The sequence below is a fragment of the Leifsonia sp. RAF41 genome, from assembly GCF_052114085.1.
Classification (GTDB): Bacteria; Actinomycetota; Actinomycetes; order Actinomycetales; family Microbacteriaceae; genus Leifsonia.
The window spans coordinates 1,456,358-1,479,838 of record NZ_JBFREB010000001.1; the positions used below are offsets into that span (position 1 = coordinate 1,456,358).

15 protein-coding genes are annotated in these 23,481 nt (G+C 69.7%); 7 read left to right on the top strand and 8 right to left on the bottom strand.

What is annotated here, in order from left to right; translation table 11 throughout:
- Positions 1–9 precede the first annotated feature (9 nt).
- Both glgB and AB4Y74_RS07020 read right to left on the bottom strand, forming a co-directional pair.
- Positions 10–2,217 (bottom strand): 1,4-alpha-glucan branching protein GlgB, encoded by a 2,208-nt coding sequence (gene glgB / locus AB4Y74_RS07015; protein WP_441798392.1) that lies wholly within the window; start codon positions 2,215–2,217, stop codon positions 10–12.
- Positions 2,218–2,264: 47 nt separating this feature from the next.
- A complete protein-coding gene (locus AB4Y74_RS07020; protein ID WP_441800407.1) occupies positions 2,265–4,229 on the bottom strand; it encodes an alpha-1,4-glucan--maltose-1-phosphate maltosyltransferase in 1,965 nt (654 codons plus the stop codon).
- 187 nt (positions 4,230–4,416) lie between these two features.
- Here AB4Y74_RS07020 and glgP point away from each other — a divergent pair, with 187 nt between their 5' ends.
- On the top strand, positions 4,417–6,987 hold the full coding sequence (gene glgP / locus AB4Y74_RS07025) for an alpha-glucan family phosphorylase (RefSeq protein WP_441800408.1): 2,571 nt from the start codon (positions 4,417–4,419) through the stop codon (positions 6,985–6,987).
- 19 nt (positions 6,988–7,006) lie between these two features.
- Here the strand turns inward: glgP and AB4Y74_RS07030 are convergent, their stop codons facing one another.
- The 6 genes from AB4Y74_RS07030 to glgX all read right to left on the bottom strand — a co-directional run bounded on the left by AB4Y74_RS07030 (position 7,007) and on the right by glgX (position 14,649).
- Positions 7,007–9,250 (bottom strand): cell wall-binding repeat-containing protein, encoded by a 2,244-nt coding sequence (locus AB4Y74_RS07030; RefSeq protein ID WP_441798393.1) that lies wholly within the window; start codon positions 9,248–9,250, stop codon positions 7,007–7,009.
- 43 nt (positions 9,251–9,293) lie between these two features.
- A complete protein-coding gene (locus tag AB4Y74_RS07035; protein WP_441798394.1) occupies positions 9,294–11,495 on the bottom strand; it encodes a cell wall-binding repeat-containing protein in 2,202 nt (733 codons plus the stop codon).
- 94 nt (positions 11,496–11,589) lie between these two features.
- Positions 11,590–11,712: a hypothetical protein gene (locus tag AB4Y74_RS07040; RefSeq protein WP_441798395.1), complete on the bottom strand. Its 123-nt coding sequence runs from the start codon at positions 11,710–11,712 to the stop codon at positions 11,590–11,592.
- Positions 11,709–12,074, bottom strand: coding sequence for a GNAT family N-acetyltransferase (locus AB4Y74_RS07045; protein ID WP_441798396.1), 366 nt, complete (start codon positions 12,072–12,074; stop codon positions 11,709–11,711). Before AB4Y74_RS07045 ends, AB4Y74_RS07040 begins: the two co-directional genes overlap by 4 nt.
- Entirely contained in the window at positions 12,071–12,559 is a 489-nt protein-coding gene (ybaK, locus tag AB4Y74_RS07050; protein ID WP_441798397.1) for a Cys-tRNA(Pro) deacylase, read from the bottom strand. Before ybaK ends, AB4Y74_RS07045 begins: the two co-directional genes overlap by 4 nt.
- Entirely contained in the window at positions 12,559–14,649 is a 2,091-nt protein-coding gene (gene glgX / locus AB4Y74_RS07055; protein ID WP_441798398.1) for a glycogen debranching protein GlgX, read from the bottom strand. Before glgX ends, ybaK begins: the two co-directional genes overlap by 1 nt.
- Positions 14,650–14,698: 49 nt before the next feature.
- Between glgX and AB4Y74_RS07060 the strand changes: the two genes are divergently transcribed.
- The 6 genes from AB4Y74_RS07060 (at position 14,699) to AB4Y74_RS07085 (ending at position 23,450) form a co-directional block, all read left to right on the top strand.
- Positions 14,699–15,877, top strand: coding sequence for a cysteine desulfurase family protein (locus AB4Y74_RS07060; RefSeq protein WP_441798399.1), 1,179 nt, complete (start codon positions 14,699–14,701; stop codon positions 15,875–15,877).
- A gap of 126 nt (positions 15,878–16,003) precedes the next feature.
- Positions 16,004–17,104, top strand: a complete 1,101-nt coding sequence (gene mnmA, locus AB4Y74_RS07065; protein ID WP_441798400.1) for a tRNA 2-thiouridine(34) synthase MnmA — start codon at positions 16,004–16,006, stop codon at positions 17,102–17,104.
- A gap of 47 nt (positions 17,105–17,151) precedes the next feature.
- Complete coding sequence (locus tag AB4Y74_RS07070) at positions 17,152–17,826, top strand: hypothetical protein (RefSeq protein WP_441798401.1); 675 nt, start codon at positions 17,152–17,154, stop codon at positions 17,824–17,826.
- A 9-nt stretch (positions 17,827–17,835) separates the two neighbouring features.
- Positions 17,836–20,094, top strand: coding sequence for an NAD-dependent DNA ligase LigA (ligA, locus tag AB4Y74_RS07075; protein WP_441798402.1), 2,259 nt, complete (start codon positions 17,836–17,838; stop codon positions 20,092–20,094).
- 232 nt (positions 20,095–20,326) lie between these two features.
- A complete protein-coding gene (locus AB4Y74_RS07080; protein WP_441798403.1) occupies positions 20,327–21,631 on the top strand; it encodes an alpha/beta hydrolase in 1,305 nt (434 codons plus the stop codon).
- A 43-nt stretch (positions 21,632–21,674) separates the two neighbouring features.
- On the top strand, positions 21,675–23,450 hold the full coding sequence (locus AB4Y74_RS07085; protein ID WP_441798404.1) for an alkaline phosphatase family protein: 1,776 nt from the start codon (positions 21,675–21,677) through the stop codon (positions 23,448–23,450).
- Positions 23,451–23,481 lie beyond the last annotated feature (31 nt).

Below are 23,481 nucleotides of genomic sequence, written 5' to 3' on the forward strand. Positions count from 1 at the left end.
GACGACGCCTCAGCGACGCGGCTTCAGCCACAGCGCGCCGAGCGGCGGCAGCGTCAGCACCGCGGAGGCCGGCCGGCCCATCCAGGGCTCGTCGACCGCGGTCACCGCGCCCAGGTTGCCGACGCCCGATCCGCCGTACGCTTCCGCGTCCGTGTTGAGCAGTTCCTCCCACTCGCCGGCGAAGGGCAGTCCGACCCGGTAGTCGCTGTGCGGCGCCCCCGAGAAGTTGAACAACACGGCGATCGGGTCGCCGTTGCGATCCTTCCGCAGGAAGGCGAGAACGTTTCCCTGCGCGTCCGAGCCGTCGAGCCACTCGAATCCGGCCGGCTCGTTGTCGGCCGCCCACAGCTGCGGGTGGGCGCGGTACACCGCGTTGAGCTGGGCCACGAGATTCCACAGACCCTGGTGCGCCGGCTGGTCGAGCATCCACCAGTCGAGTCCGCGCTCCTCGCTCCACTCGGACAGCTGCCCGAACTCCTGACCCATGAACAGAAGCTGCTTGCCGGGATGCGACCACATGAACGCCAGGAAGGCGCGAACGTTCGCCAGCTGCTGCCAGTGGTCGCCCGGCATCTTGTTGAGCAGCGACCCCTTGCCGTGCACGACTTCGTCGTGGCTGATCGGCAGGAGGAAGTTCTCACTCCAGGCGTACACGAACGAGAACGTGATCTCGCTGTGGTGGTAGCTGCGGTACATCGGATCCTGCTCGATGTACTGGAGCGCGTCGTGCATCCACCCCATGTTCCACTTGAGGCCGAATCCGAGGCCGCCCGAGGAGGTGGGCGCGGTGACGCCCGGGTAACTGGTCGACTCCTCGGCGATCATCACGGTGCCCGGGTTGCGCTTGTACGCGGTCGCCGTGACCTCCTGCAGGAAGCCCATCGCCTCGAGGTTCTCGCGGCCGCCGTAGATGTTCGGCTCCCACTCGCCGTCGTTGCGCGAGTAGTCGAGGTACAGCATCGAGGCGACGGCGTCGACCCGCAGGCCGTCGACGTGGAACTCTTCCAGCCAGAACAGCGCGTTGGCGACGAGGAAGTTCCGCACCTGCGAGTTGCCGTAGTCGAAGATGTACGTCCCCCAGTCCTTGTGCTCGCCGCGGCGGGGGTCCGCGTGCTCGTACAGCGGCTGGCCGTCGAACCGGGCCAGCGCCCAGTCGTCCTTGGGGAAGTGGCCGGGCACCCAGTCGAGGATGACGCCGATCCCGGCCTGGTGGAGGCGGTCGATCAGGTACTTGAGGTCGTCGGGGGAGCCGAAGCGGCTGGTCGGGGCGTAGTACCCGGTCACCTGGTAGCCCCAGGATCCGCCGAAGGGATGCTCGGCGAGCGGCAGGAACTCGATGTGCGTGTACCCGAGGGCGCCGACGTAGTCGATGAGTTCGTCGGCGGCCTCGCGGTAGCCGAGGCCGGGGCGCCACGAGCCGAGGTGCAGTTCGTAGACGCTCATCGGGCCCGCGTGCGGGTCGTGCTCGGCGCGGTCGCGCATCCACTGGTCGTCCGCCCACTCGTGCCGGCTGACGGCGATGCGGGACGCCGTGGCCGGGGGAGTCTCGGCGAACTGGGCCATCGGGTCGATTTTGCGCACCCAGCGGCCGTCCTGCGCCAGCAGGTCGTACTTGTAGATCTCGCCCTCGCCGAGGCCGGGGACGAACAGCTCCCACACGCCGGAGGAGCCCATGTTGCGCATGGAGTGCAGGGTGCCGTCCCAGCCGTTGAAGTCGCCGACGACGCGCACGGCGCGGGCGTGCGGTGCCCACACGGTGAACGACGTCCCGACGACCCCGCCGAGGTCGCGGACGTGGGCGCCCAGCGCGGTCCACAGCGTCTCGTGGCGCCCCTCGCCGATCAGGTGCAGGTCGAGCTGCCCGATCGTGGGCAGGAAGCGGTACGGGTCGTCCGAGGTCCACGTGCTGCCGTCGTCGTAGCGGGCCTCGATCTGGTACGCGCCGGGGCCGACGATGTCGATGCCCTGCCAGACGCCGTAGCCGACATGCGCGAGCTCGATGTGCGCGCCGTTCGAGAGGATCGCGAACACTTCCCGGGCGAGCGGCCGCAGCGTGCGGATGACGGTGACCGGGTCGGCCACGCCGGGCGCGGCGATCTGGTGCTGGCCCAGCACCGAGTGCGGATCGTGGTAGCTGCCGCCTGCGAGGGCGGCGAGGACGGACTCGTCCAGTGCGGGGAGGTCGACGGCGGCCGCACCTTCGGGGATCGGGGACATGGTGGTACTCCTCAATTCTGGCAAAGGGTCAGTTCACGCATCAGTGGTCAGAGCGGGCGGACGGACAGGATGTGGACCGGTTCCGTGAACGCGTCCAGGCGCACGTAATTGTCCGTGCCCCACGTCCAGCGTTGCCCGGTCACGCGATCCTTCACCTCGAACTGCGCGCCGACCGGGATGCCGAAGGCGGTGGGGTCGAGGTGGACGATGGTCTCGCGCACCGAGTGCGGGTCGACGTTCGCGACGACGAGCACCGCGTCCGGCTTTCCGCTCCGGGTGAATCGCCCGTCCAGGTACTTCGAGTAGACGAGGATGCTGTCGTCGTCGCTCCAGTGGATGCTCAGGTTGCGGAGCTGACGCAGCGCGGGGTGCTCACTCCGGGCACGGTTGAGCATGGTCAGGTAGTCCGCGAGTGACCTGCCCTGCGCCTGCGCCCTGGTGTAGTCGCGCGGGCGGTACTCGTACTTCTCGTTGTCGATGTACTCCTCCGCGCCCGGGCGGGCGACGTTCTCGAAGAGCTCGAAGCCGGAGTAGACGCCCCAGGTCGGGGCTGCGGTGGCCGCGATCGCCGCACGCACCTTGAAGGCCGGCTGGCCGCCGAACTGGAGGTACTCGGTGAGGATGTCGGGCGTGTTCACGAAGAGGTTGGGCCGCAGGTAGTCGGCGGTCTCGTGTGCGAGAGAGTCGAGGAACTCCTCCAGCTCCTCCTTCGTGTTCCGCCAGGTGAAGTACGTGTAGGACTGCTGGAACCCGGCCTTCGCGAGGGTGCGCATCAGCGCGGGCCGCGTGAACGCCTCGGCCAGGAAGACCACATCCGGGTCGGTCTCGTTGACCGTGTGGATGAGCCACTCCCAGAAGTGCAGAGGCTTCGTGTGCGGGTTGTCCACCCGGAAGATGCGCACGCCCAGCGCCATCCAGTGCCGGACGATGCGGAGCACCTCCTGGCGCAGACCCTCGTAGTCGTTGTCGAAGTTGATCGGATAGATGTCCTGGTACTTCTTCGGGGGGTTCTCGGCGTACGCGATCGTGCCGTCCGGGAGGGTCGTGAACCACTCCGGGTGCGTCGTCACCCACGGGTGGTCGGGCGACGCCTGCAGGGCCAGGTCGATGGCCACCTCGAGCCCGGCCGCCTTGGCTTTGCCCAGGAAGAAGGTGAAGTCCTTCTCGGTGCCGAGGTCGGGGTGGATCGCGTCGTGGCCGCCCTCGGCGCTGCCGATCGCCCACGGCGAGCCGGGGTCGTTGGGACCGGCGTCGAGCGAGTTGTTCGGGCCTTTGCGGAACGTGCGGCCGATCGGATGGATCGGCGGCAGGTAGACGACGTCGAAGCCCATCGCCGCGACCTCGGGGAGGCGCTTGGCGGCGGTGCGGAAGGTGCCGGACTGCCAGGAGCCGTTCGCACGCTTCTTCGCGCCCTCGGACCGCGGGAAGAACTCGTACCAGCTGCCGACGCCGGCGCGCGTCCGCTCGACCTGGATGGCGCGGGTCGCCGACAGCGACGGCAGGCTGACCACGGGACGCGCGGCGAGCACCTGCTGGATGCGGTCGTCGATCGCGGCTTGGAACCGCTCATCCACTGGCCGCTTGCCGTCCGCGACGACCTTCGCCGCTTCGGAGAGGTGCCGGCGCTCGGCGGTGCTGCGGCGCTTGTCCTTGGATGCCGTGACCAGGAGGTCGTGGCCCATCTGCAGCATGAGCTCGACGTCGATGCCGGCCGGGACCTTCACCTCGGCGTTGTGCCGCCAGGTGGCGTACTCGTCGGCGTAGGCCTGGACGCGGTAGCGCCAGAGCCCGGTCTGGTCGAGCTGCACCTCCACCTCCCACCGGTCGGTGCCGGGGGTCAGCGGATGCATGTGATGTTCGGTCTGCTGCCCGGCGGGGTCGAGCAGGATGAGATCGACCCCGATCTTGTCGTGGCCCTCGCGGAACGCGGTGGCGCGGAACGGGATCACCTCGCCGCTGAACGCGGTCGCCGCCCACAGGCCCTCATCGACCTGGGGCGAGAGCTCCAGGATGGGGATGCGCGGGAGCAATGGCTCGTATCGGGCAGGCTGCGCCGCCTCCGGCGGGTCGGCCTTCGGGGGATTCGCCGTGGACGCCTCTGGCGCGGCGGCTGCTGATCTGGTCGCTGCGTTCTTCACCACGCCCCCGAACGTACACTCATTAACCCACGCGCAATGAGGCTCCTTTAGTGTGGACCGAGTGAAGGCCATCCGTAGATTCACCGTCCGAGCCGTCCTCCCCGAGAATCTCCTTGCGTTGGAGGAGATCGCAGGCAACCTCCGCTGGTCCTGGCATGAGCCCACCAAGGAGCTGTTCGCGCGCATCTCGCCCGACTTGTGGCAGCAGGTGAGACACGATCCGATCGCGCTTCTGGGCGCTGTCGACCCGGAGCGACTGGCCGAACTGGCCGGCGACCAGGGCTATGTGGACTGGGCGAACCACATCCGCGACGACCTCCACTCTTATCTCAGCGAGCCGCGCTGGTACCAGTCGCTCGGCGAGGGCGCGCCGCGAACCATCGCCTACTTCTCGCCAGAGTTCGGTATCGCGGCGACCCTTCCGCAGTACTCCGGCGGCCTCGGCATCCTCGCCGGCGACCACCTCAAGGCGGCCAGCGACCTCGGCGTCCCCCTCGTCGCTGCCGGGCTGTTCTACCGTTCCGGGTACTTCTCGCAGGCGATCACCCCCGACGGGTGGCAGCTGGAGACCTACCCGACCCTCGACCCGGACGGGCTCCCGCTGAGCGTTCTGCGCAACCCGGACGGCACGCCGGTGCAGATCTCTCTGGCTCTGCCGGACGGCGTGCTCCACGCCCGGGTCTGGCAGGCCGCTGTCGGCCGGGTGAAGCTGCTCCTGCTCGACACCGACATCCCCGATAACGAGGAGCGCCTGCGCTCGGTCACGGACCGTCTGTACGGCGGCGGAGGCGAGCATCGCCTGCTGCAGGAGCTGCTGCTCGGGATCGGCGGAGCACGCGCGGTGAAAGCGTGGACCGAGCTGACCGGTGCCCCGGAGGCGGAGGTGTTCCACACCAACGAGGGCCACGCCGGCTTCCTCGGCCTGGAGCGCATCTCCGATCTGATCGGCGAAGGGCTCACCTTCGACCAGGCGCTGCAGGTCGTGCGGGCGGGTACCGTCTTCACGACGCACACGCCCGTCCCGGCGGGCATCGACCGGTTCGACCGGGCGCTGGTCCAGCGCTACTTCTCGACGACGCTGCTCCCCGGTGTCAGCGTCGATCAGGTGCTCCCGCTGGGGGCGGAAGACTCCGCCGGTTCGCCCGACGTCTTCAACATGGCCCTCATGGGGCTGCGCCTCGGCCAGCACGCGAACGGTGTGTCGAAGCTGCACGGCGACGTCTCGCGCCACATGTTCAACGGTCTGTACCCGGGATTCGACCCGCAGGAGGTGCCGATCGATTCCGTCACCAACGGCGTCCACGCCCCGACCTGGACCGACCCGATGCTGCGTGCGCTCGCCCTGGAGCGCCTCGGCACCGAAGACACCACGCACGCCGACTGGGGCAACGCCTCCGCCGTCTCCGACCTCGATCTCTGGGGCGTGCGCAACCGCATGCGCGAGCAGCTCGTGCAGGATGCGCGCCGCCGGGTCGAGTCGGCGTGGCGCGACCAGAACCCCGGCGGAATCGCCCCCGCCTGGATGAACGATCTGCTCGACCCGAACGTCCTGACCATCGGGTTCGCGCGGCGTGTGCCGACGTACAAGCGCCTCACTCTGATGCTGCACGACCCCGACCGGCTGCGGCGCATCCTCACCGACCCGAAGCGTCCGGTGCAGTTCGTGATCGCCGGCAAGTCGCATCCCGCCGACGACGAGGGCAAGCGCCTCATCCAGAAGCTGGTGCAGTTCGCGTCCGAGGCGGACATCCGTCAGCGGATGGTGTTCTTGCCCGACTACGACATCGGGATGGCGCAACTGCTGTACCCGGGGACCGACGTCTGGCTGAACAACCCATTGCGCCCCCTGGAGGCGTGCGGCACGTCCGGCATGAAGGCGGCACTCAACGGCGCCCTGAACCTGTCGATCCTCGACGGCTGGTGGAACGAGTTCTACGACGGCGAGAACGGGTGGGCGATCCCGTCCGCCGATGCGGCGGGCGACGGTGCCGAGCGCGACGCGCTCGAAGCCGAGGCGATGTACGACTTGATCGAGAACCAGATCGCGACGCGCTTCTACGAGCGCGACGGCGACGACGTGCCGACCGCGTGGGTCGGGCGCATCCGCCACACGCTGGCCACGCTGTCGTCGCCGCTCTCGGCGGAGCGGATGGTGCGCGAGTACGTCGAGCGCCTCTACGTGCCGGCCGCCGGCTACGAGAACCGCCTCAGCGAGAACGACTACGCCGAGGCGCGCGCCCTAGCCGACTGGAAGGCGCGCGTCACAGCCGCCTGGCCGGGCGTCAACGTCGCGCACGTCGACGCAGGTGGCTTGGATGCGGTGCCGCAGGTCGGCGACGAGCTGCACGTCCGTGCCCTGGTCAACCTGAACGGCCTCTCGCCCGACGACGTCGAGGTGCAGGTCGTGTACGGCCGCAGCCACGAGGGCGACGACCTGACCGACGTGCGCCGCCAGGCGCTTGACGTCGACTCGGCGGTGCCCGGAACGCACGACGCGTCCGTCGCGCACGAGTTCGTCGGCACGGTGCGTCTCGCTTGGGCGGGTTCGTTCGGCTACACGGTCCGCGTGGTGCCGGTGAACGACCTCCTTCTCACCCCCGCCGAGCTCGGTTTGGTGACCGTCGCGTCCTGATCGGCCGGCGTCGGGTGGCTCAGCAGATCTGGAGCCATCCGACGTTGGGGCCGACACTGGCGGTGCCACCGAGGACGGTGAGCATGGACGGCCGTGCGCCGTCGATCGCTCGCTGCGTGTCCGCCGGGACGCAGTTGCCGGGAATCGACACGAGCGTGGCGTCCGCGCGTCCTGCCAGTGGGGCCGCCGCCATGGCGTCAGGGAAGTTCTGCCCGGTCGTCAAATAGACGTGGGAGGACGGGGTCCCGAATGCGGTCGCGACAGCCCCGGAGACGGCGTAACGGTCGGTTCCTCCGTATCGGGTGGCCGGTGCGATGGTCCCCAGCTGCGCGAAGATGCCGTCGCTAACGGAGGCCGAGCCTCCGACCACGGCTATCGATGACGGATGCAGACCCGCGACGAAGGTCGCGTAGCCGGAAGGCAGCTGGTTCTGGTCGCCCGGCACGAGCAGCAGTTGCCCGCCGGTACGCGCCGCTGCGGCTCCCGCGGTGAGAGCATCCGCGAATCCGGAGCCGGTAGCGACGAAGAGCGGCTTACCGGTGCGCTGCTGAGCGGCCACGATGTCGTGCGAGACGGCGTAGCGGTCGGCTCCGGAGATGCGGGAGACCGAGGGCGCGAGCGCGCGCAGCTGCCGGACGACGCCGTCCGACACGGAGTTCGGCCCGCCCACCACGACGATTTTCTGGGGCGCTAGTGCTGCGATCTCCGCCGTCACTGCTGGAAGGAGCGCATCACCGGGCGTCAGCAGCAGTGGACCGCCGGTCGCGGCGGCCAGGGGGCCGGCCGAGAGGGCATCCGGGAAAGACTGGCCGGCCGTCACGTAGACCACGGGCGCACCGCTGGGGAAGGCCGCCTTCGCGATGGAAACGGCAGCGTCGTAGCGGGTGTCTCCGGCCAGACGGTCGGAGGATGCGTCAGAGATGGTCGCAAAGCCGCTACCCGATACGAACCACGGACGGCCTTCCGTGTCGAACGTGAGAGCGGAGAGGTAAGTCCGATCGATCGCTCCGCGGAGCAGCGTCCCGTCGGGGCGGAGCGCCAGTACCGGTGCACCATCCGTCCAACTGCCGTTCTGGTAGTTCTGACCTCCCAGCCAGACGGTGCCGTCAGGTCCGGCAGCGATCGGCGCGGCCTGGTTGTCCGGAAGATCGGCCTCGTCGACGGCCGCACCGTCGAGTCCGACAGAAAGGAGATGCTGGGTGCCGACGCCGTTCGAGAGGCCGGAGTTATCGGTGATCCACAGCCGGCCGCCGGCTTCGATGCCGCGCGGCTGAGTCGCGCTCGCCGGGATGGGGATCGCGTGCAGATCGGCAGGGGTGGTGCCGCCGTACAGCACCCCGGTGCCGCTCGGGAGCCACGCTCCGATCCATGTGGCGGAGCGCTGAGTCTGTTGTGTCGCGGGACGCGCCTGATTCACCCCGGTGTCGAGCGCTTTCTCGGCCGAAGTGCCGTCCCTCTGAACGAGCCCTACCCGGACGGTCAGGTCACCCGAGATCCTCCCGATGTACCAGATGGCTCCGTCGGCTCCCGGCCAGGCGTATGACGTGAGACGGTCGGCGACGCCGGGAGGAGTGGTGATCGTGCCGTCCGGAGCGATCCGCATGAGCGTAGCCCCCACCCTCACCCAAGCTCCCCCGTCATCGGTGGGGATGATGCTCTCTACGCGCTTGGGAAACGGGAAGCTCTGGGCGATACCGTGAACGATCCGGACGGCGAGGCCAGGGTCCCGCGGACCGGCGAATAGACCCTCGTACCACGCCGTGCCGTCGGTTCCCGCCACCAGGTAGTCGGCGGCGCTCGCTCCGTCCGGCATCGGAATCTCGGTGACCGCGCCGTCGAGGCTGATGTGCATGACATGCGGGATGTCGTCGTTGCCAGTCTCGACCGTGTACGTGAAGCCGCCCTGATCGTCGGCGACGATCGCCGACCCGACCCACGAGTTCCCGCCCGCCGGATAGGCGGCGAAGCGCGTGTAGACGCCGTCCGCCGACATCCTGATGATGTCGTTCAGTCCGTGTGTGGACCAGAGCGCCCCGTCCGGGCCGGTGATCACGGGCGACTGCGTCTGGAAGGTGCCGGCAGCCTGCGGGTAGCGGACGGTCCGCGTCACGAGAACGTGGTCGGTGGAGGGAATGGGTGGTGCCGATGGGGTCGGCGCAGCCGTCGCCGGTGCGGCGGTACCGATCAGTCCGGTAGCGAGGGTTGCAACGATCGCGATCGCTGTCGCGACGAGCGCCGTTCGACTCGTGCTGGTGTTCGACATGCGCGTCCTTCGATCGTGAGTGGGGAAGTCTGAACCGTTGAACTCAGCAGCCGGCGAGCCATGAGGCGTCGACGCCGACCGAGTCGGTGCCGCCGAGGCTGGTGACCGCGCTGGGGCGTGCGGCGTCGATCGCGGAGAGCGCGCTGGCCGGGACGCACGTTCCTGGCACGGAGACGAGGGTCGCGTCTGCGCGACCGGCGAGCGGGGCGGCGGCGAGCGCATCCGGGAAGTTCCGACCGGTCGTCAGGTAGACGTGGGCGGAGGGGCTGCCGAAGGCGGAGACGACGGCGGCCGAGACGGCGTACCGATCCTCGCCGCCATAGCGTGTCGCGGGGGCGATGCCGTTGAGCTGGCTCAGGATGCCGTCGCTGATCGTCTCGGTGCCGCCGACGACGGCGATCGTGGAGGGAGCGAGCCCGGCGATGAACGAGGCGTAGCCCGCCGGGAGGCCGGCGCCGCTGCCGGGGACGAGCAGCAACTGTCCACCCGCGCGAGCGGCCGCGGCGCCCGCTGTGACGGCATCCGCATACCCGGCGCCGGTTGCCACGAAGAGCGGTTTGCCCGGCTTCTGGTGTGACGCGACGAGGTCGTGGCTGACCGCGTATCGGTCCGGTCCGGTGATGCGGGTGACGTCGGGCACTAGCCCGCGCAGCTGGTCGAGCACCCCGCTCGAAACGGAGGCGGTGCCGCCGACGACGACGAGTTTCGACGGAGCGAGCGCCGTGATGGCATCGCGCGTAGCCGTCGGGAGGCTGCCGGGCAGCGTCAGGAGCAGCGTCCCGCCGTCGGCGGCCGCGACCGGTCCGGCCGACAGCGCATCCGGGAAGTTTTGGCCCGAGGCGACGTATACGACCGGGGCTCCGGTGGGGAAGGCCGCCTTGGCGATAGTTGCGGCGGCGTCATACCGGCTGTCGCCGTCCAGCCGGTCGGCTGCGGCCTGACGGAGGGTCATGACTCCGCCGGGCGCGGCGAACCACGGCGTTCCGTCCGGTGTGAAGGTCGCGGGGCCGGAAAAGGTGCGTGTGGAGCTCCCGAAGAGAACGGAGCCATCGGGTTGGATGGCGACGGCCCGGTTGGCAGAGGAGGAAGTGGCCGACGGGCGGCTGCCGACGGCCCAGACCGTCCCATCGGCGGCCGATGCCAGCTGGGAGACGGAGAAGTCCTCGATGGTCCCTTCGACGCGCACGTCGCCGCTCGGCCCGGCGGAAGCGACCGTGATGTTGCCTGACGACGGCGCGCCCTCTCCAGCCGCCCAGAGCCGCCCATTGCCGACCGCGAAGCCCGATGAGGGAGGAACCGGAAGCGGGATCCGGTGGAGGGACGATGGAGCGGTCCCGACGAGTGCGACGGAGGAGTTGGAGGAGCTGTCGTTCCCGACGATCCAGGTGACCGCCTGCGCGGTCCGCGAAACAGGGGCGAATGACCACGCGTACGCCGGCGATGCGACGTCGAGGGTGCCGTCGGACCGGACCATCGCGACGACCGCGCTGTCGGTGTCCTTCGACTGTCCACGGAACCACAGGGAGCCGTCGGTGCCTGGCCACGAATCGTTTACGAAGTACGCGGCCGTCGCCGCGATCGGCGTCGACGATCCATCGGGTGCAGCGCGGACGAGAACGGTGGCCGTCCTCGCGTACGCGCCGCCGTCATCTGTTGGCACGATGGACCTGATGCGCGTCGGCGTCGGGAAGGTCGTCACCGCTCCACCCGACAGGCGGATCAGCATCCCCGGGTCTGTGGAGGTGCCGGTCGGCTTCCTGTCGAACCAGACGCTCCCATCCGGCGAGGGCGTCGGCACCCAGAGGTCCGAGGCGGCGACCCCGTTCGGGAGAGCGATCTCGTCAACCTGCCCGGCGGTCGTGATGTGCATCCAGTGGAATCCCGCGTCCGCCGATCGGACGAGGTACAGGAAGCCGTCACTGTAGCGGTACAGGGCCGACACCGAGGTTGGTGTGCCGGAGGGATACCCGGCGAAGCGCGTTGCCGTGCCGTCCGCCGCGAACCGCACGACGTCCGTGCCTGTGGTGAGCCAGACGTGTCCGTCCGGCCCTGTCTGCAATGCTGTCTCCGACTGGGCCGATGGCACTCCCGGCACGGTATAGGTCGCTGGTAGGAGGATGCGGTCGCCGATCCGCACGAGTTGAGCGGCCGCGGGCGCCGCCGCACCCACCGCCCCTGCTGTCAACGCGGCCGCCGTCGCCAGCGCCATCACCAGTCGGATGCGCGCTTTTCCACGTGCCGCCACGGGTCCCCCTCGGTATTCGGTTGCCGAGCCCGATGCTAGCGGACCGGTTGGTCGGTTTTTGGCCCGAGTTCGGGGGTGGGGTGATCCGCGATCGTCAGCGCGTCATCCGCACCGCCGTGACGGTGGCGTCGCCGGCCGGATGCGTGGCCGTGGCGCCGTCGCGGGTGAAGCCGTTGCGGCGGTAGAAGGCCTCGGCGCGGCCGTTGCCGTCCATCACCCAGAGGTAGGCAGGGCGTCGCCGATCGCCGCGTCGAGGAGCAGCTGACCCGCCCCCGAACCGTACGCGCTCGCGAGAAGGTAGATGCCCTCCAGTTCGCGGTCGCGGGGCGCGTTCTCGTCGCGGCCGGCTCCGGCGGTCGCCCAGCCGACGGTCTCGCCGTCCCGCTCGGCGACGAACGCGTCCGTCTCGCCGGACGAGAGGATGGTGGCCCAGCTGCGGGCACGCCGCTCCTCGTCGAGCGATGCCAGGAACTCGGCGGGCATCCGTCCGGCGTACGCCTCCCGCCACGCCGCTACGTGCACGCGGGCGATACCCGCGGCGTCGTCGACGGTTGCCCGCCGGATGCTGACCACGGTCACTTCGCGATCGCGGCGAACGTACCGTCGGTCGCGGCCAGCAGGTCGTCGGGGGAGAGCTCGATGTCGAAGCCCCGCTTGCCGCCGGAGACGAAGACCGTGTCGAACAGCTGCGCCGTCTCATCCACCACGGTCGTGTGCCGCGTCTTCTGCCCGACCGGACTGATGCCACCGACGACGTAGCCGGTGCGCCGCTCGGCGACGGCGGGATCCGCCATGACGGCCCGCTTCGCGCCGACGGCGGCCGCGAGGGCCTTGAGGTCGAGCATCCCGGTCACCGGGACGACGCCCACGACGAGACCCAGATCGGTGTCGGCGAGCAGCGTCTTGAACACGCGGTCGGGTTCGACGCCGAGAGCCGAGGCCGCCTCCAGACCGAACGACGGCGCCGCCCGGTCGTGCTCGTACGGGTGCGCGGTGAAGGGGATGCCCGCAGCGGTCAAAGCGACGGTCGCGGGCGTTCCGGCCGACGACTTCTGACGCGCCATCAGCTCGTCTCGTCCACGCGCGGGCCGTTGGCGCGGAACAACTGCATCGACGTGCCGCCGACCAATCGGGCCGATCGGGGGGCGAGTTCTGTCGCGTCCTCCGGGATCGGCACCTCGGTCGACGAGTCCCACAGCAGCTGGTACGACGTGACGCCGGGGGCTTCCGGTAGGGACACCTCCACGTCGTCCTCCACACCGTGCACGATCAAGAGGATGCGGTTGAAGTCTTCACTGACCGGGGTCGAGGCCGCCAAGTACTGCAGTGTGCGGTTCTCCGGGCTGTTCCAGTCCTCGTCGTCCATCCGCTGACCGGTCGCGTCGTACCAGTCCATGTGGCTGGCGTTCGGCGTCGCCTGACCGGAGACGGCGTAGCGGCTGGGGCGCAGCGCGGGGTTGTCGCGGCGCAGCTGCAGTAGGCGCTTCGTCGTCTCGAGCAGCTCCCGCTGCTCCCGGGTGGGCAGCCAGCTCAGCCAGTTCAGCTCGCTGTCGTGGCAGTAGGCGTTGTTGTTGCCTCGCAGGCTGCGGCCGTACTCGTCGCCGGCGGTGATCATCGGTACGCCGGCGGAGAGCAGCAGGGTCGCCATCAGGTTGCGGACAGCCTTGGCGCGCGTCACGAGCACGGCCTCATCCACCGTCGGGCCTTCGACGCCGTGGTTGAACGAACGGTTGTTGTCGGTGCCGTCGCGGTTGTTCTCGCCGTTGCCGAGGTTGTGCTTCACGTCGTAGGCCGCGAGGTCCGCCATGGTGAACCCGTCGTGGGCCGTCACGAAGTTGATCGAGGCCAAGGGGCCGCGTTCCGCCGAGAACGTGTTGGAGGAGCCGGCCAGCCGGGTCGCGAAGCCGCCGATGCCGACCGGGGCCTGGCCATGGCGGCGGGCCTCGGCGATGTCCGCCAGCCAGAAGTTGCGCACGCGATCGCGGTAGCGGTCGTTCCATTCCGACCAGCCCGCATGCCCCTCCGTGGGACCAGGGAAGTTGCCGGTCTGCCAGCCCCCGAGCCCCACATCCCACGGCTCGGCGATCAGCTTGACGCCCTGCAGCGCGGGGTCGGACTGTGCGGCGAGCAGGAGCGGGTGGTCGCGGTGGAAGGAGGCGTCGGTGCCGCGTCCGAGCGTCGCGGCGAGGTCGAAGCGGAAGCCGTCGACCTGCATCTCGTTCGCCCAGTAGCGGAGCGAGTCGAGCACGAGCCGCTGCGGGACCGGATTGCCGAAGTCGACCGTGTTGCCGCATCCGGTCACATCGATGTACGCCCCGGTGTCGTCGTGCCGATAGTAGGTCGCGTTGTCGAGCCCGCGGAAACTGGTGCGCGGACCGCCGATGCCCTCCTCGGCCGTGTGGTTGTAGACGACGTCGAGGATGACCTCGATCCCGGCCAGGTGCAGCAGCTTCACCATGCCCTTGAACTCGGCGAGCACCGCCGCCGGTCCCGCCGCCTGCGCCGCACGCGACGCGTACGGCGCGTGTGGGCTGAAGAAGTTGAGGGTGTTGTAGCCCCAGTAGTTGGTGAGCCCCTGCTCGATCAGGCGCTGCTCGGAGATGAAAGCCTGCACTGGCAGCAGCTGCACCGCCGTCACGCCGAGGTCCTTCAGATAGCCGATGGTGGACTCGTGGGCGAGGCCGGCGTAGCTGCCGCGCAGCTCCTCCGGGACAGACGGGTTGAGCCGGCTGATGCCCTTCACGTGCGCTTCGTAGATGACCGAGTGGTCCAGCGGGGTCGCGGGTTTGCGCGCCTCTCCCCAGTCGAAGCCGTCCGAGACCACGACGGATCTCCAGCCGTCCGCAGCGACCCGCACCAGGCCCCGCGCGTACGGGTCGAGAAGCAGCGCCTCCGGGTCGAAGGAGTTGGCGGGGGCGGTGGGACCCGCGGCGCGGATCGCATAACGGGTACCGGGGGTGAGGGAACGCGAGCGGCCCACCCAGACCTTGTTGGCATCCCGCGTCATCGGAACCGACTTGGTCAGCCAGTTCGGGTCGGACTCGTCGAACAGGCACAGCTCCATCGCGTCGGCGCTCGCCGAGAAGACCCTCAGCTCGCCTCCGTGCGGCCCGACGCGTACACCCAGGTTCCGCAGAGGATCGGTCGAGGTCATGCGCTCTAGAGTAGTGACACACGCCTGGACTTGAGCTTCGGAGGGCACCGTGCCGGTCTACTTGGACCACGCCGCCACCACGCCGATGCGCCCGGAGGCGATCGCCGCCTACACCGAGGCCATGGGCGTCGTCGGCAACCCCTCCAGCATCCACAGCCAGGGGCAGCAGGCACGGCGGATGCTCGAGGAGGCTCGCGAGACCGTCGCTGCGACGCTCGGAGCCGACCCTATCGAGGTCGTCTTCACCTCCGGCGGCACCGAGGCGATCAATCTGGGCGTCAAGGGGATGTACTGGGCGCGCAACGCCGGTGCCCGGCGGCCGCGCATCCTCGTCCCCGGGGGAGAACACCACGCGACCGTCGACACCGTGGAGTGGCTGGAGCGGTCGGAGGGGGCGAAAGCCTCGTGGCTCGCGCTCGACCCGGACGGACGGATCGTCGTGCCGTCCTCCGTCGACAGCGACGACGTGGCGCTGCTCACCTTCCTCGCCGTCAACAACGAGGTGGGGACGGTGCAGCCGGTGTCGGCGCTCGCCGCAGTGGCCCACGCGGCCGGCGTCCCCGTCCACGTGGACGCGGTGGCCGCGTACGGACACCTTCCGCTGGACTTCTCTGCCCTCGATGTCGACGCCCTGAGTGTCTCCGCGCACAAGATCGGCGGGCCGGTCGGCATCGGTGCGCTGGTGCTGAGCCGCGCATCCACCGTAGTCCCGCTGATCCACGGCGGCGGCCAGCAGCGCCAGGTTCGAAGCGGGACCCAGGATGTGGCCGCGGCCGTGTCGTTCGCGGTCGCCGCGCGACTGGCCGAGTCCGAGCGGGAGGCGGAGGCTGTGCGACTGGCGGTGCTCCAGGACCGGCTCATCCGCGGGGTCCGGGCGGCGGTCCCGGAGGCGGTGCTCAGCGGGCCCGAAGCGGGAGCCGAGCGGGTGGCATCCAACGCGCACTTCACATTCCCGGGCGCGCAGGGCGATTCCCTGCTGTTCCTGCTCGACATGGCGGGCGTCTCCGTCTCGACGGGGTCGGCGTGCCAGGCGGGCATCCCGGAGCCGTCGCACGTGCTCATCGCCATGGGGCGCGGGGAAGAGGATGCACGGAGCGCGTTGCGCTTCACGCTGGGCAGGACATCGACGGAGGCGGATGTGGATGCGCTGCTCGCGGCGCTCCCGGCCGCGTACGCGCAGGCCTCGCGGGCCGGACTCGCCGAGCGGGCCACCCGCCTCGGCCGCTGAGTCTCCTCCCTCCTTCCTCCTCGCCGAATGGTGACGAGATGTCGCAACTCGCCGCGAATCAGAGCATCTACTCTCACCTCGTGCCCGCTCGCCGGGCGCCCAGCCCAGGCCGGGTAGAATCGGCGGGTGAAGGTTCTGGCAGCGATGAGCGGGGGAGTCGACTCCGCGGTGGCGGCGGCGCGCGCCGTCGAGGCCGGCCACGACGTGGTCGGCGTGCACCTCGCGCTGTCCCGCATGCCGGGCACCCTGCGCACGGGCAGCCGCGGCTGCTGCACGATCGAGGACTCGATGGATGCGCAGCGTGCGGCGAACATCATCGGCATCCCTTACTACGTCTGGGACTTCTCCGAGCGCTTCAAGCTGGACGTCGTGGACGACTTCATCGCGGAGTACTCGGCCGGCCGCACCCCGAACCCCTGCATGCGCTGCAACGAGCGGATCAAGTTCGCCGCGCTGCTCGAGAAGGCGCTCGATCTGGGCTTCGACGCCGTCTGCACCGGCCACTACGCGGCCATCATGACCGACGAGGACGGCAACCGCGAGCTGCACCGCGCGAGCGCCTGGGCGAAGGACCAGTCGTATGTGCTCGGCGTGCTCACCGCCGAGCAGCTCGCACACGCGATGTTCCCGCTCGGCGCAACGCCGTCCAAGGCCGAGGTGCGAGCGGAAGCCGCCGCGCGGGGCTTGAGCGTCGCCAATAAGCCGGACTCGCACGACATCTGCTTCATCCCCGATGGCGACACCCGCGGTTGGCTGGCCGAGCGCGTCGGCACCGCGACCGGCGACATCGTCGACCGTCAGGGCAACCGGCTCGGCTCGCACGAGGGCGCGCACGCCTACACCGTCGGCCAGCGCAAGGGCCTGAACGTCGGCTACCCCTCGCCGGATGGCCGCCCCCGCTTCGTGCTGGAGGTGCGCCCGAAGGAGAACGAGGTCGTCGTCGGTCCGCGCGAGGCGCTGGACATCGCCGAGATCGCCGGTTCGCGCTTCACCTGGGCCGGGCTGCCTCCCGTCGACCCGGCGACCCCGTTCGCCTGCGAGGTCCAGATCCGCGCGCACGCCGACCCGGTGCCCGCCGTTGCGTCCGTCACGGGCCGCGAGCTCGTCGTCCGCCCGGACATCCCGCTCAACGGCGTCGCACCCGGACAGACCGCTGTCGTCTACGTCGGCACGCGCGTGCTCGGCCAGACGACGATCGACCGGACGGTCTCGGCCGTCCCCGTCTGAAGCTTTTCGGCGGTGCCAGGCGCGCCGTCGAGCCCTAGGCTCCGGACATGACTCCCGAGCGAGCAATCCGCCTCCGGCGCGAGGCCTGGGGTTTCGCTATCGGCTCGCTGTTCTTCCTCGTCGGGGCGGTGCCCTTCTACCAGCAGGCGGTCGGGACGATCCTGGCCAACCTCACCTTCTTCGTCGGTGCACTGTTCTTCACGGCGGCTGCTTTCATCCAACTCGCCCTGAGTGGACGCCGCCCGCCGCGTCACGGGGCGATCCAGGCGGACCGTTACGACTGGTGGGCGGCAGCGGTGCAGTTCGTCGGAACCCTGCTCTTCAATGTCAGCACGACCGCCGCGCTGATCGTCGCGATCAACGCGAACGCCCGCGTCGGGAGCGGATGGCGCCCGGATGCGTTCGGTTCGATCTGCTTCCTGGTGGCGAGCGGACTCGCCGTGGTCGCAACCACCGACAGGGAGCGGCTCTGGGATCCACGCGCCAGGACCTGGCACGGCACGTGGCTGAACCTCGCCGGGTCCGTCTTCTTCGGCATCTCCGCGATCGGCGCCTACGTGCTCCCCGCCACAGGAGACCTCGTCAGCCTGTTCTGGGCCAACCTCGGGACGCTCCTGGGCGCGGCCTGCTTCCTCGTGGCGGCGGTGCTCAGCCGTCGGTCGATCCCGGTCCGCGGACATCGCGCGGTACCGACCGGTTCCGGCGTCGGGGGTCGCGAATAAGCTGGACGCGTGGCGATCGAGACGACGACCGACGACCAGCTCGCGAGTGCGCGAAGCGAGGCGCAGCAGCTGACGACGCGCATCCTGGAGTTGCGCGACGCGTATTACGAGCGCGACACCGTGCTCGTCAGCGACGAGGAGTACGACCGCATGATGCGGCGGCTCGAAGAGCTGGAGCGGCTGCACCCCGAACTCCAGTCGCAGGACAGCCCGACCCAGACGGTCGGAGGCCGCGCCCAGACGACGCTGTTCGCTCCGGTTGAGCACGCCGAACGGATGCTGAGCCTCGACAATGTGTTCTCCATCGGGGAGTTCGAGGCCTGGGCGACGCGGGTCGAGCGTGACGCGGGCCGACGGGTCGACTACCTGTGCGAGCTGAAGATCGACGGCCTCGCCATCAACCTCCGCTATGTGAAGGGCGTGCTGGTTTCGGCCGCCACCCGCGGCGACGGGGTCGTTGGCGAAGACGTGACCGAGAACGTCCGCCTGATCCCCGCCATCCCGGCCCTTCTGGCAACGGATGACCCGCCCGCCCTGGTGGAGGTGCGCGGCGAGGTGTTCTTCCCGGTCGCAGAGTTCGAGGAGCTCAACGCCCACCAGCTGGAGGCGGGCGAGCGGGTGTTCGCCAACGCCCGCAACGCGGCCAGCGGGTCGCTCCGCCAGAAGGCCGAGGGCAAGGGGCCGGCGCAACTCGAACTGATGCGCAACCGGCTCCGTCGGCTGCACATGCTGGTGCACGGCATCGGCGCCTGGCAGAACCCGCCGGTCGATGCGCAGTCGAAGGTCTACGAGCTTCTGAAGGGCTGGGGCCTGCCCACCTCGACGCACTACCGCGTGGTCCACGCTGTCGCTGACGTCGACGAGTTCATCGAGTACTACGGGGCGCACCGTGGCGCGGTGGAGCACGAGATCGACGGCATCGTCATCAAGGTGGACGAGCTGGCCCTGCACGACGAGCTGGGCGCGACCAGCCGCGCCCCCCGCTGGGCCATTGCTTACAAGTACCCGCCGGAGCAGGTGAACACCAAGCTGCTCGACATCGTCGTCAGTGTCGGCCGCACCGGCCGGGCGACGCCGTTCGCGGTGATGGAGAAGGTGCGCGTCGCCGGTTCCGAGGTTCGTCAGGCGACTCTGCACAACCAGGAGGTCGTCAAGGCGAAAGGCGTTCTGATCGGCGACACCGTGGTGCTGCGCAAGGCGGGAGACGTCATCCCCGAGGTGCTCGGCCCGGTGGTGGAACTGCGCGACGGCACCGAGCGCGAATTCGTCATGCCCGAGAACTGCCCCGAGTGCGGCACGCGGCTGGCTCCGGCCAAGGAAGGCGACATCGACCTGCGCTGCCCGAACGCCGAGTTCTGCCCGGCGCAGGTGCGCGGGCGGGTGGAGCACATCGGCTCCCGTGGCGCCCTCGACATCGAGGCGCTGGGCGAGGTCGCGGCGGCCGCATTGACCCAGCCGCGATTCCCCGAGAATCCGCCGCTTCCGACGGAGGCGGGACTGTTCGGCCTCACGTTGGCCGACCTCTTCCCGATCGAGGTCGTGGTGCGCGATTCGGAGACCGGGCTGCCGAAACTGACGGACGCGGGGGAGGAGAAGGTAGACACCCCGTTCCGCCGCCGGCGGCAGAAGAAGGACGGCTCCTACGACCCCGCAGCGGAGGGCTTCGCCGGTGACGAGCTGTACGTTCCGTCGAAGAATGCGGTCGAGCTGCTGAGCAATCTCTCCGCGGCGCGCGAGAAGCCGCTGTGGCGCATACTGGTCGCCCTGAACATCCGGCATGTCGGCCCCGTGGCCGCGCGAGCGCTGGCGAGCCACTTCGGGTCCCTCGACGCCATCCGCTCGGCGTCGCGCGACGAGCTGGCGGCGGTGGATGGCGTCGGCGGCATCATCGCGGACGCGGTGCTGGCCTGGTTCGACGTCGCCTGGCACCGCGAGATCGTGGAGCGCTGGGCCGCTGACGGCGTCCAGTTCGCCACCCCGGGTCACTCCGGGCCGGGCCGGGCCGAGGAGGCCGGGGGAGTGCTCGCCGGCCTCACCGTCGTCGCGACCGGATCCCTCGAGGGCTACACCCGCGAGGGGGCGCAGGAGGCGATCATCGCGGCGGGCGGCAAGGCCGCATCCAGCGTCTCCAAGAAGACGGATTTCGTCGCAGCGGGTCCCGGCGCCGGCTCCAAACTCACGAAGGCCGAAGAGCTCGGCGTGCGCGTCCTGAACGCAGCTCAGTTCACGAAGTTGCTGGAGGAAGGGCCCGCGGCGCTCGACGAGTGACGATTCGGGTCCGTCATCCTGTGGACAGTATCCGAGTTCTCCCCCTGAATCGGGGGTAGAACGGGTTGCCGTCCGCCACCCATTCATGGGTAGAGTCGAGACGTGCGCTCCCCCCGGGCGCATCGCAAGGGCTTAGCTCGCTCGCTCTCGGAGGGACCCGGACGGAGTGCTGGTCGGCTTTGCAGCTGTTCTCACCGTAACCTCGGCAGTCTCAGGACTGACCGGGGCTTTCGTGCTGCCTGCCGACGTTCCCCCGGCGGCGGCCGTGTCCACGGTGTCGTACTCCACGGTGTCGTACCCCACCGTTTCGTCCGCCGTGTCCGGCCCCGTCTCCGATGTGCCGTCCGCCCCCAGCGGGGGCAGCAGCTCCGTGTCGGTGCTCGGCGCGGTCTCCGGGCTCGACGCGTCGGCGCTGCCGTCGTTCGTCGACGCCAATCGCTCACGGCTCGAGTCGCTGCTGCGACAGGCGCCTGCCGCTGCCGACGTCGGCCGCGTGTGGAAGCTGATCGACCCCGCCAAGCAGAACGTGCTCATCAACGCCGCGCCCCACGTCGTCGGCAACCTCGAGGGGGTCCCCTACGAGGTGCGTGGCCGGGCGAACGCGATCGACCTCAAGCAGACCATCGCGGGCGTCACCAAGACGCTGAAGACGGAGCACGGTCGCGCAGAACGGGTGGCGCTCCAGCGCCAGCTCCAAACACTCGACAACGTGAAGAAGGCGCTGTCGAAGCAGGACGGAGTGAAGCGCACCCTCGTCAGCCTCGACCCGTCAGCCGACGCCAAGGCGTCGATCGTGGTGGGCGACCTCAGCACTGCGGCGTACGTCAGCGTCCTGGTGCCCGGAATGTACATGTCGGTGGGCGAGCAGATCGAGGCCTGGGGCAAGGTCGCGCAGGAGCAGTACGACCTCCAGACCAGTACGCTGCGCCGCATCCTCGGCCCGCGCGGAAACGGGGGGACGCCGGGGGTCGCGGTCGTCGCCTGGATCGGTTACCAGACGCCGGTGCTCACCAACATCGGGGGCACCGCGCTTGCCACCCAGGGCGCCGACAGCCTGGAGCGCACCCTGGAAGGCATCCGCGCTCTGCGAAACGGCAACCAGCCGTACCTGAGTCTGTTCGCCCACTCCTACGGCTCGACCGCCGCGCTCATGGCGCTGGAGCGGCACACCGTTACCGTCGACGCGCTGGCGCTGATGGGATCGCCGGGCAGCGCTGCGCAGACCGTCGCTGGACTCTCCGTGACCGGTGGCAACGTGTTCGTCGGCGAGGCGCAGATGGACCCGATCGTCAACACCGCCTTCTTCGGCAGCGACCCGGGGTCGCCCGGCTACGGCGCCAAGCCGATGGGCGTCGGCGGTGCGGTCGATCCGCTCACCCACGCCTCCCTCGCCGGCTCGTCCGGTCACAATGAGTACTTCAGCGTCGGAACCGAGTCCATGCGGAATCTCGCCATGATCGGAATCGACCGCGGTGACCTCGTGCTCGCCGGCCCCTCCCGGGCGGCAGACGGGACCACGGAGGCGTCGGCGCGCTGAGCGGGCCTGGGCGCCGTCGGCGGGGGCATCCATAATGGACGGGATGCGACCGGACGACGACCTTTCCTCTGAGCTGGGCGGCGAGCCCGAGCACCGGGGTCCGAGCCGTCGCGCCTTCCTCACGGGAGCCGGCCTGGTCGCGGCCGGAGCGGTCGCCGGTGGTACGGCTGGCGGGGCTGCGGGCGCGGCGATCGGCGCGGCCGCGGCTCAGAGCTCTCCGACGGCGGACGAGTCCGGCGAGGAGTACCCGCCGCTGCCGCCCCGAGGTGGAGGTCCGGGATTCGACCACCTCGTCGTGCTGATGTATGAGAATCGCTCGTTCGACAACCTCCTCGGGCACCTCTACGACGAGCAGACCCTGCCGAAGGGCAAGCGCTTCGAAGGTCTCGCCTTCGGGGACTACAGCAACCCCGACCCGGCCGGCGGCCCGGACATCCCCGCGCACGTCTACGAGGGGACGACCGACTTCGTCATGCGTCAGCCGTCGCCCGACCCCGGCGAGGTCTACCCGCACGTCAATACGCAGCTGTACGAGGTCGTCGACCCGGCGTCCAACGCCGACGCCCGCGTCCGCGAGATGCTGCGTCCCTACAACGCCCCGAAGCCGGGCGCGAAGCCGACCATGCGCGGATTCGTCCGGGACTACATCGGCGTGCTGCGGAAGGACACCGGCCGCGAGCCGACGCTCGACGACTATCGCCGCGTCATGGGCGGATTCACGCCGGACATGCTCCCGGTGTTCTCGACCCTCGCCCGGCAGTTCGCGGTGTACGACGACTGGCACTGCGCCGTGCCGTCGCAGACATTCTGCAACCGATCCTTCTTCAACGCGTCGACGTCCCATGGCTACGTCGACAATGGCGGAGCGGAGGGCCTCCGCAAGTGGTTCGACCCGAAGAACGATGCGCCCACCATCTTCAATCGGCTGGAGGAGGCAGGACGCAGCTGGCGCGTCTACTACGACGACCGGCAGCTGATCTCACTGACCGGGTTCATCCATGCGCCGGCACTGGAGCCCTACTGGAAGACGAACTTCCGGACGATGACGCAGTTCTACCGCGACGCGGCGGAGGGCACGCTGCCCGACTACGCCTTCATCGAGCCGCGGCTGCTGTACGACCACAACGACATGCATCCGCCGGGCGGCCCGATGACCGAGGAGCAGATCGCCGGCGGCACGGTGGTGGGCGGCGCGATCTCCGATGTCCGTGCGGGCGATCTGCTGCTTCACCGGGTCTATTCCGCGATCCGGTCGGCGCGCAGTGCGAAGGGGTCGAACGCGCTCAACACGATGCTGCTGGTGACCTTCGACGAGCACGGCGGCACCTACGATCACGTCGCGCCGGGACCGGCAATCCCTCCCGACGACAGCGGGCCGGGCGAGAACGGCTTCCTGTTCGACCGGCTCGGCGTCCGCGTGCCCGCCATCGCGATCTCGGCGTACACCGAGCGGAACACGATCATCCACGACGAGATGCATCACTCCGCGGTGGTCGCCACGCTCGCCAAGAAATACCGGCTGAAGCACCTGACCGAGCGCGACCGGGGTGCGCGGACCATCGACAACGCGATCAATCGCACGTCGCCCCGGCAGCCGGGCACCTGGCCGGACACGCATCCGCAGTACCTGCCCGCGAATCCGGAGGCGGATGCGCCGGCGCCGGAAGACGCGGACCGCCCGCTGAGCCCACCCGGTGTCGGCCTGGTCGGGTTGCTCATGGCCCGTTACGGCGCACCCGGCGCGCGGGTGCCGCAGACGTACAAGGAGGCGTACCAGGCGGTCACCGCGCTGGGGCGCGGTCTGTTCGGCTCGCCCTAGAATCGATACTGGCGACTTCGCGATCGCGAGC

Coding starts and splice junctions, on each gene's coding strand:
- ybaK (WP_441798397.1), bottom strand. CDS start 12,559: ATGGCGCGTCAGAAGTCGTCGGCCGGAACGCCCGCGACCGTCGCTTTG.
- AB4Y74_RS07030 (WP_441798393.1), bottom strand. CDS start 9,250: ATGTCGAACACCAGCACGAGTCGAACGGCGCTCGTCGCGACAGCGATC.
- glgB (WP_441798392.1), bottom strand. CDS start 2,217: ATGTCCCCGATCCCCGAAGGTGCGGCCGCCGTCGACCTCCCCGCACTG.
- AB4Y74_RS07070 (WP_441798401.1), top strand. CDS start 17,152: ATGACTCCCGAGCGAGCAATCCGCCTCCGGCGCGAGGCCTGGGGTTTC.
- glgX (WP_441798398.1), bottom strand. CDS start 14,649: ATGACCTCGACCGATCCTCTGCGGAACCTGGGTGTACGCGTCGGGCCG.
- AB4Y74_RS07085 (WP_441798404.1), top strand. CDS start 21,675: ATGCGACCGGACGACGACCTTTCCTCTGAGCTGGGCGGCGAGCCCGAG.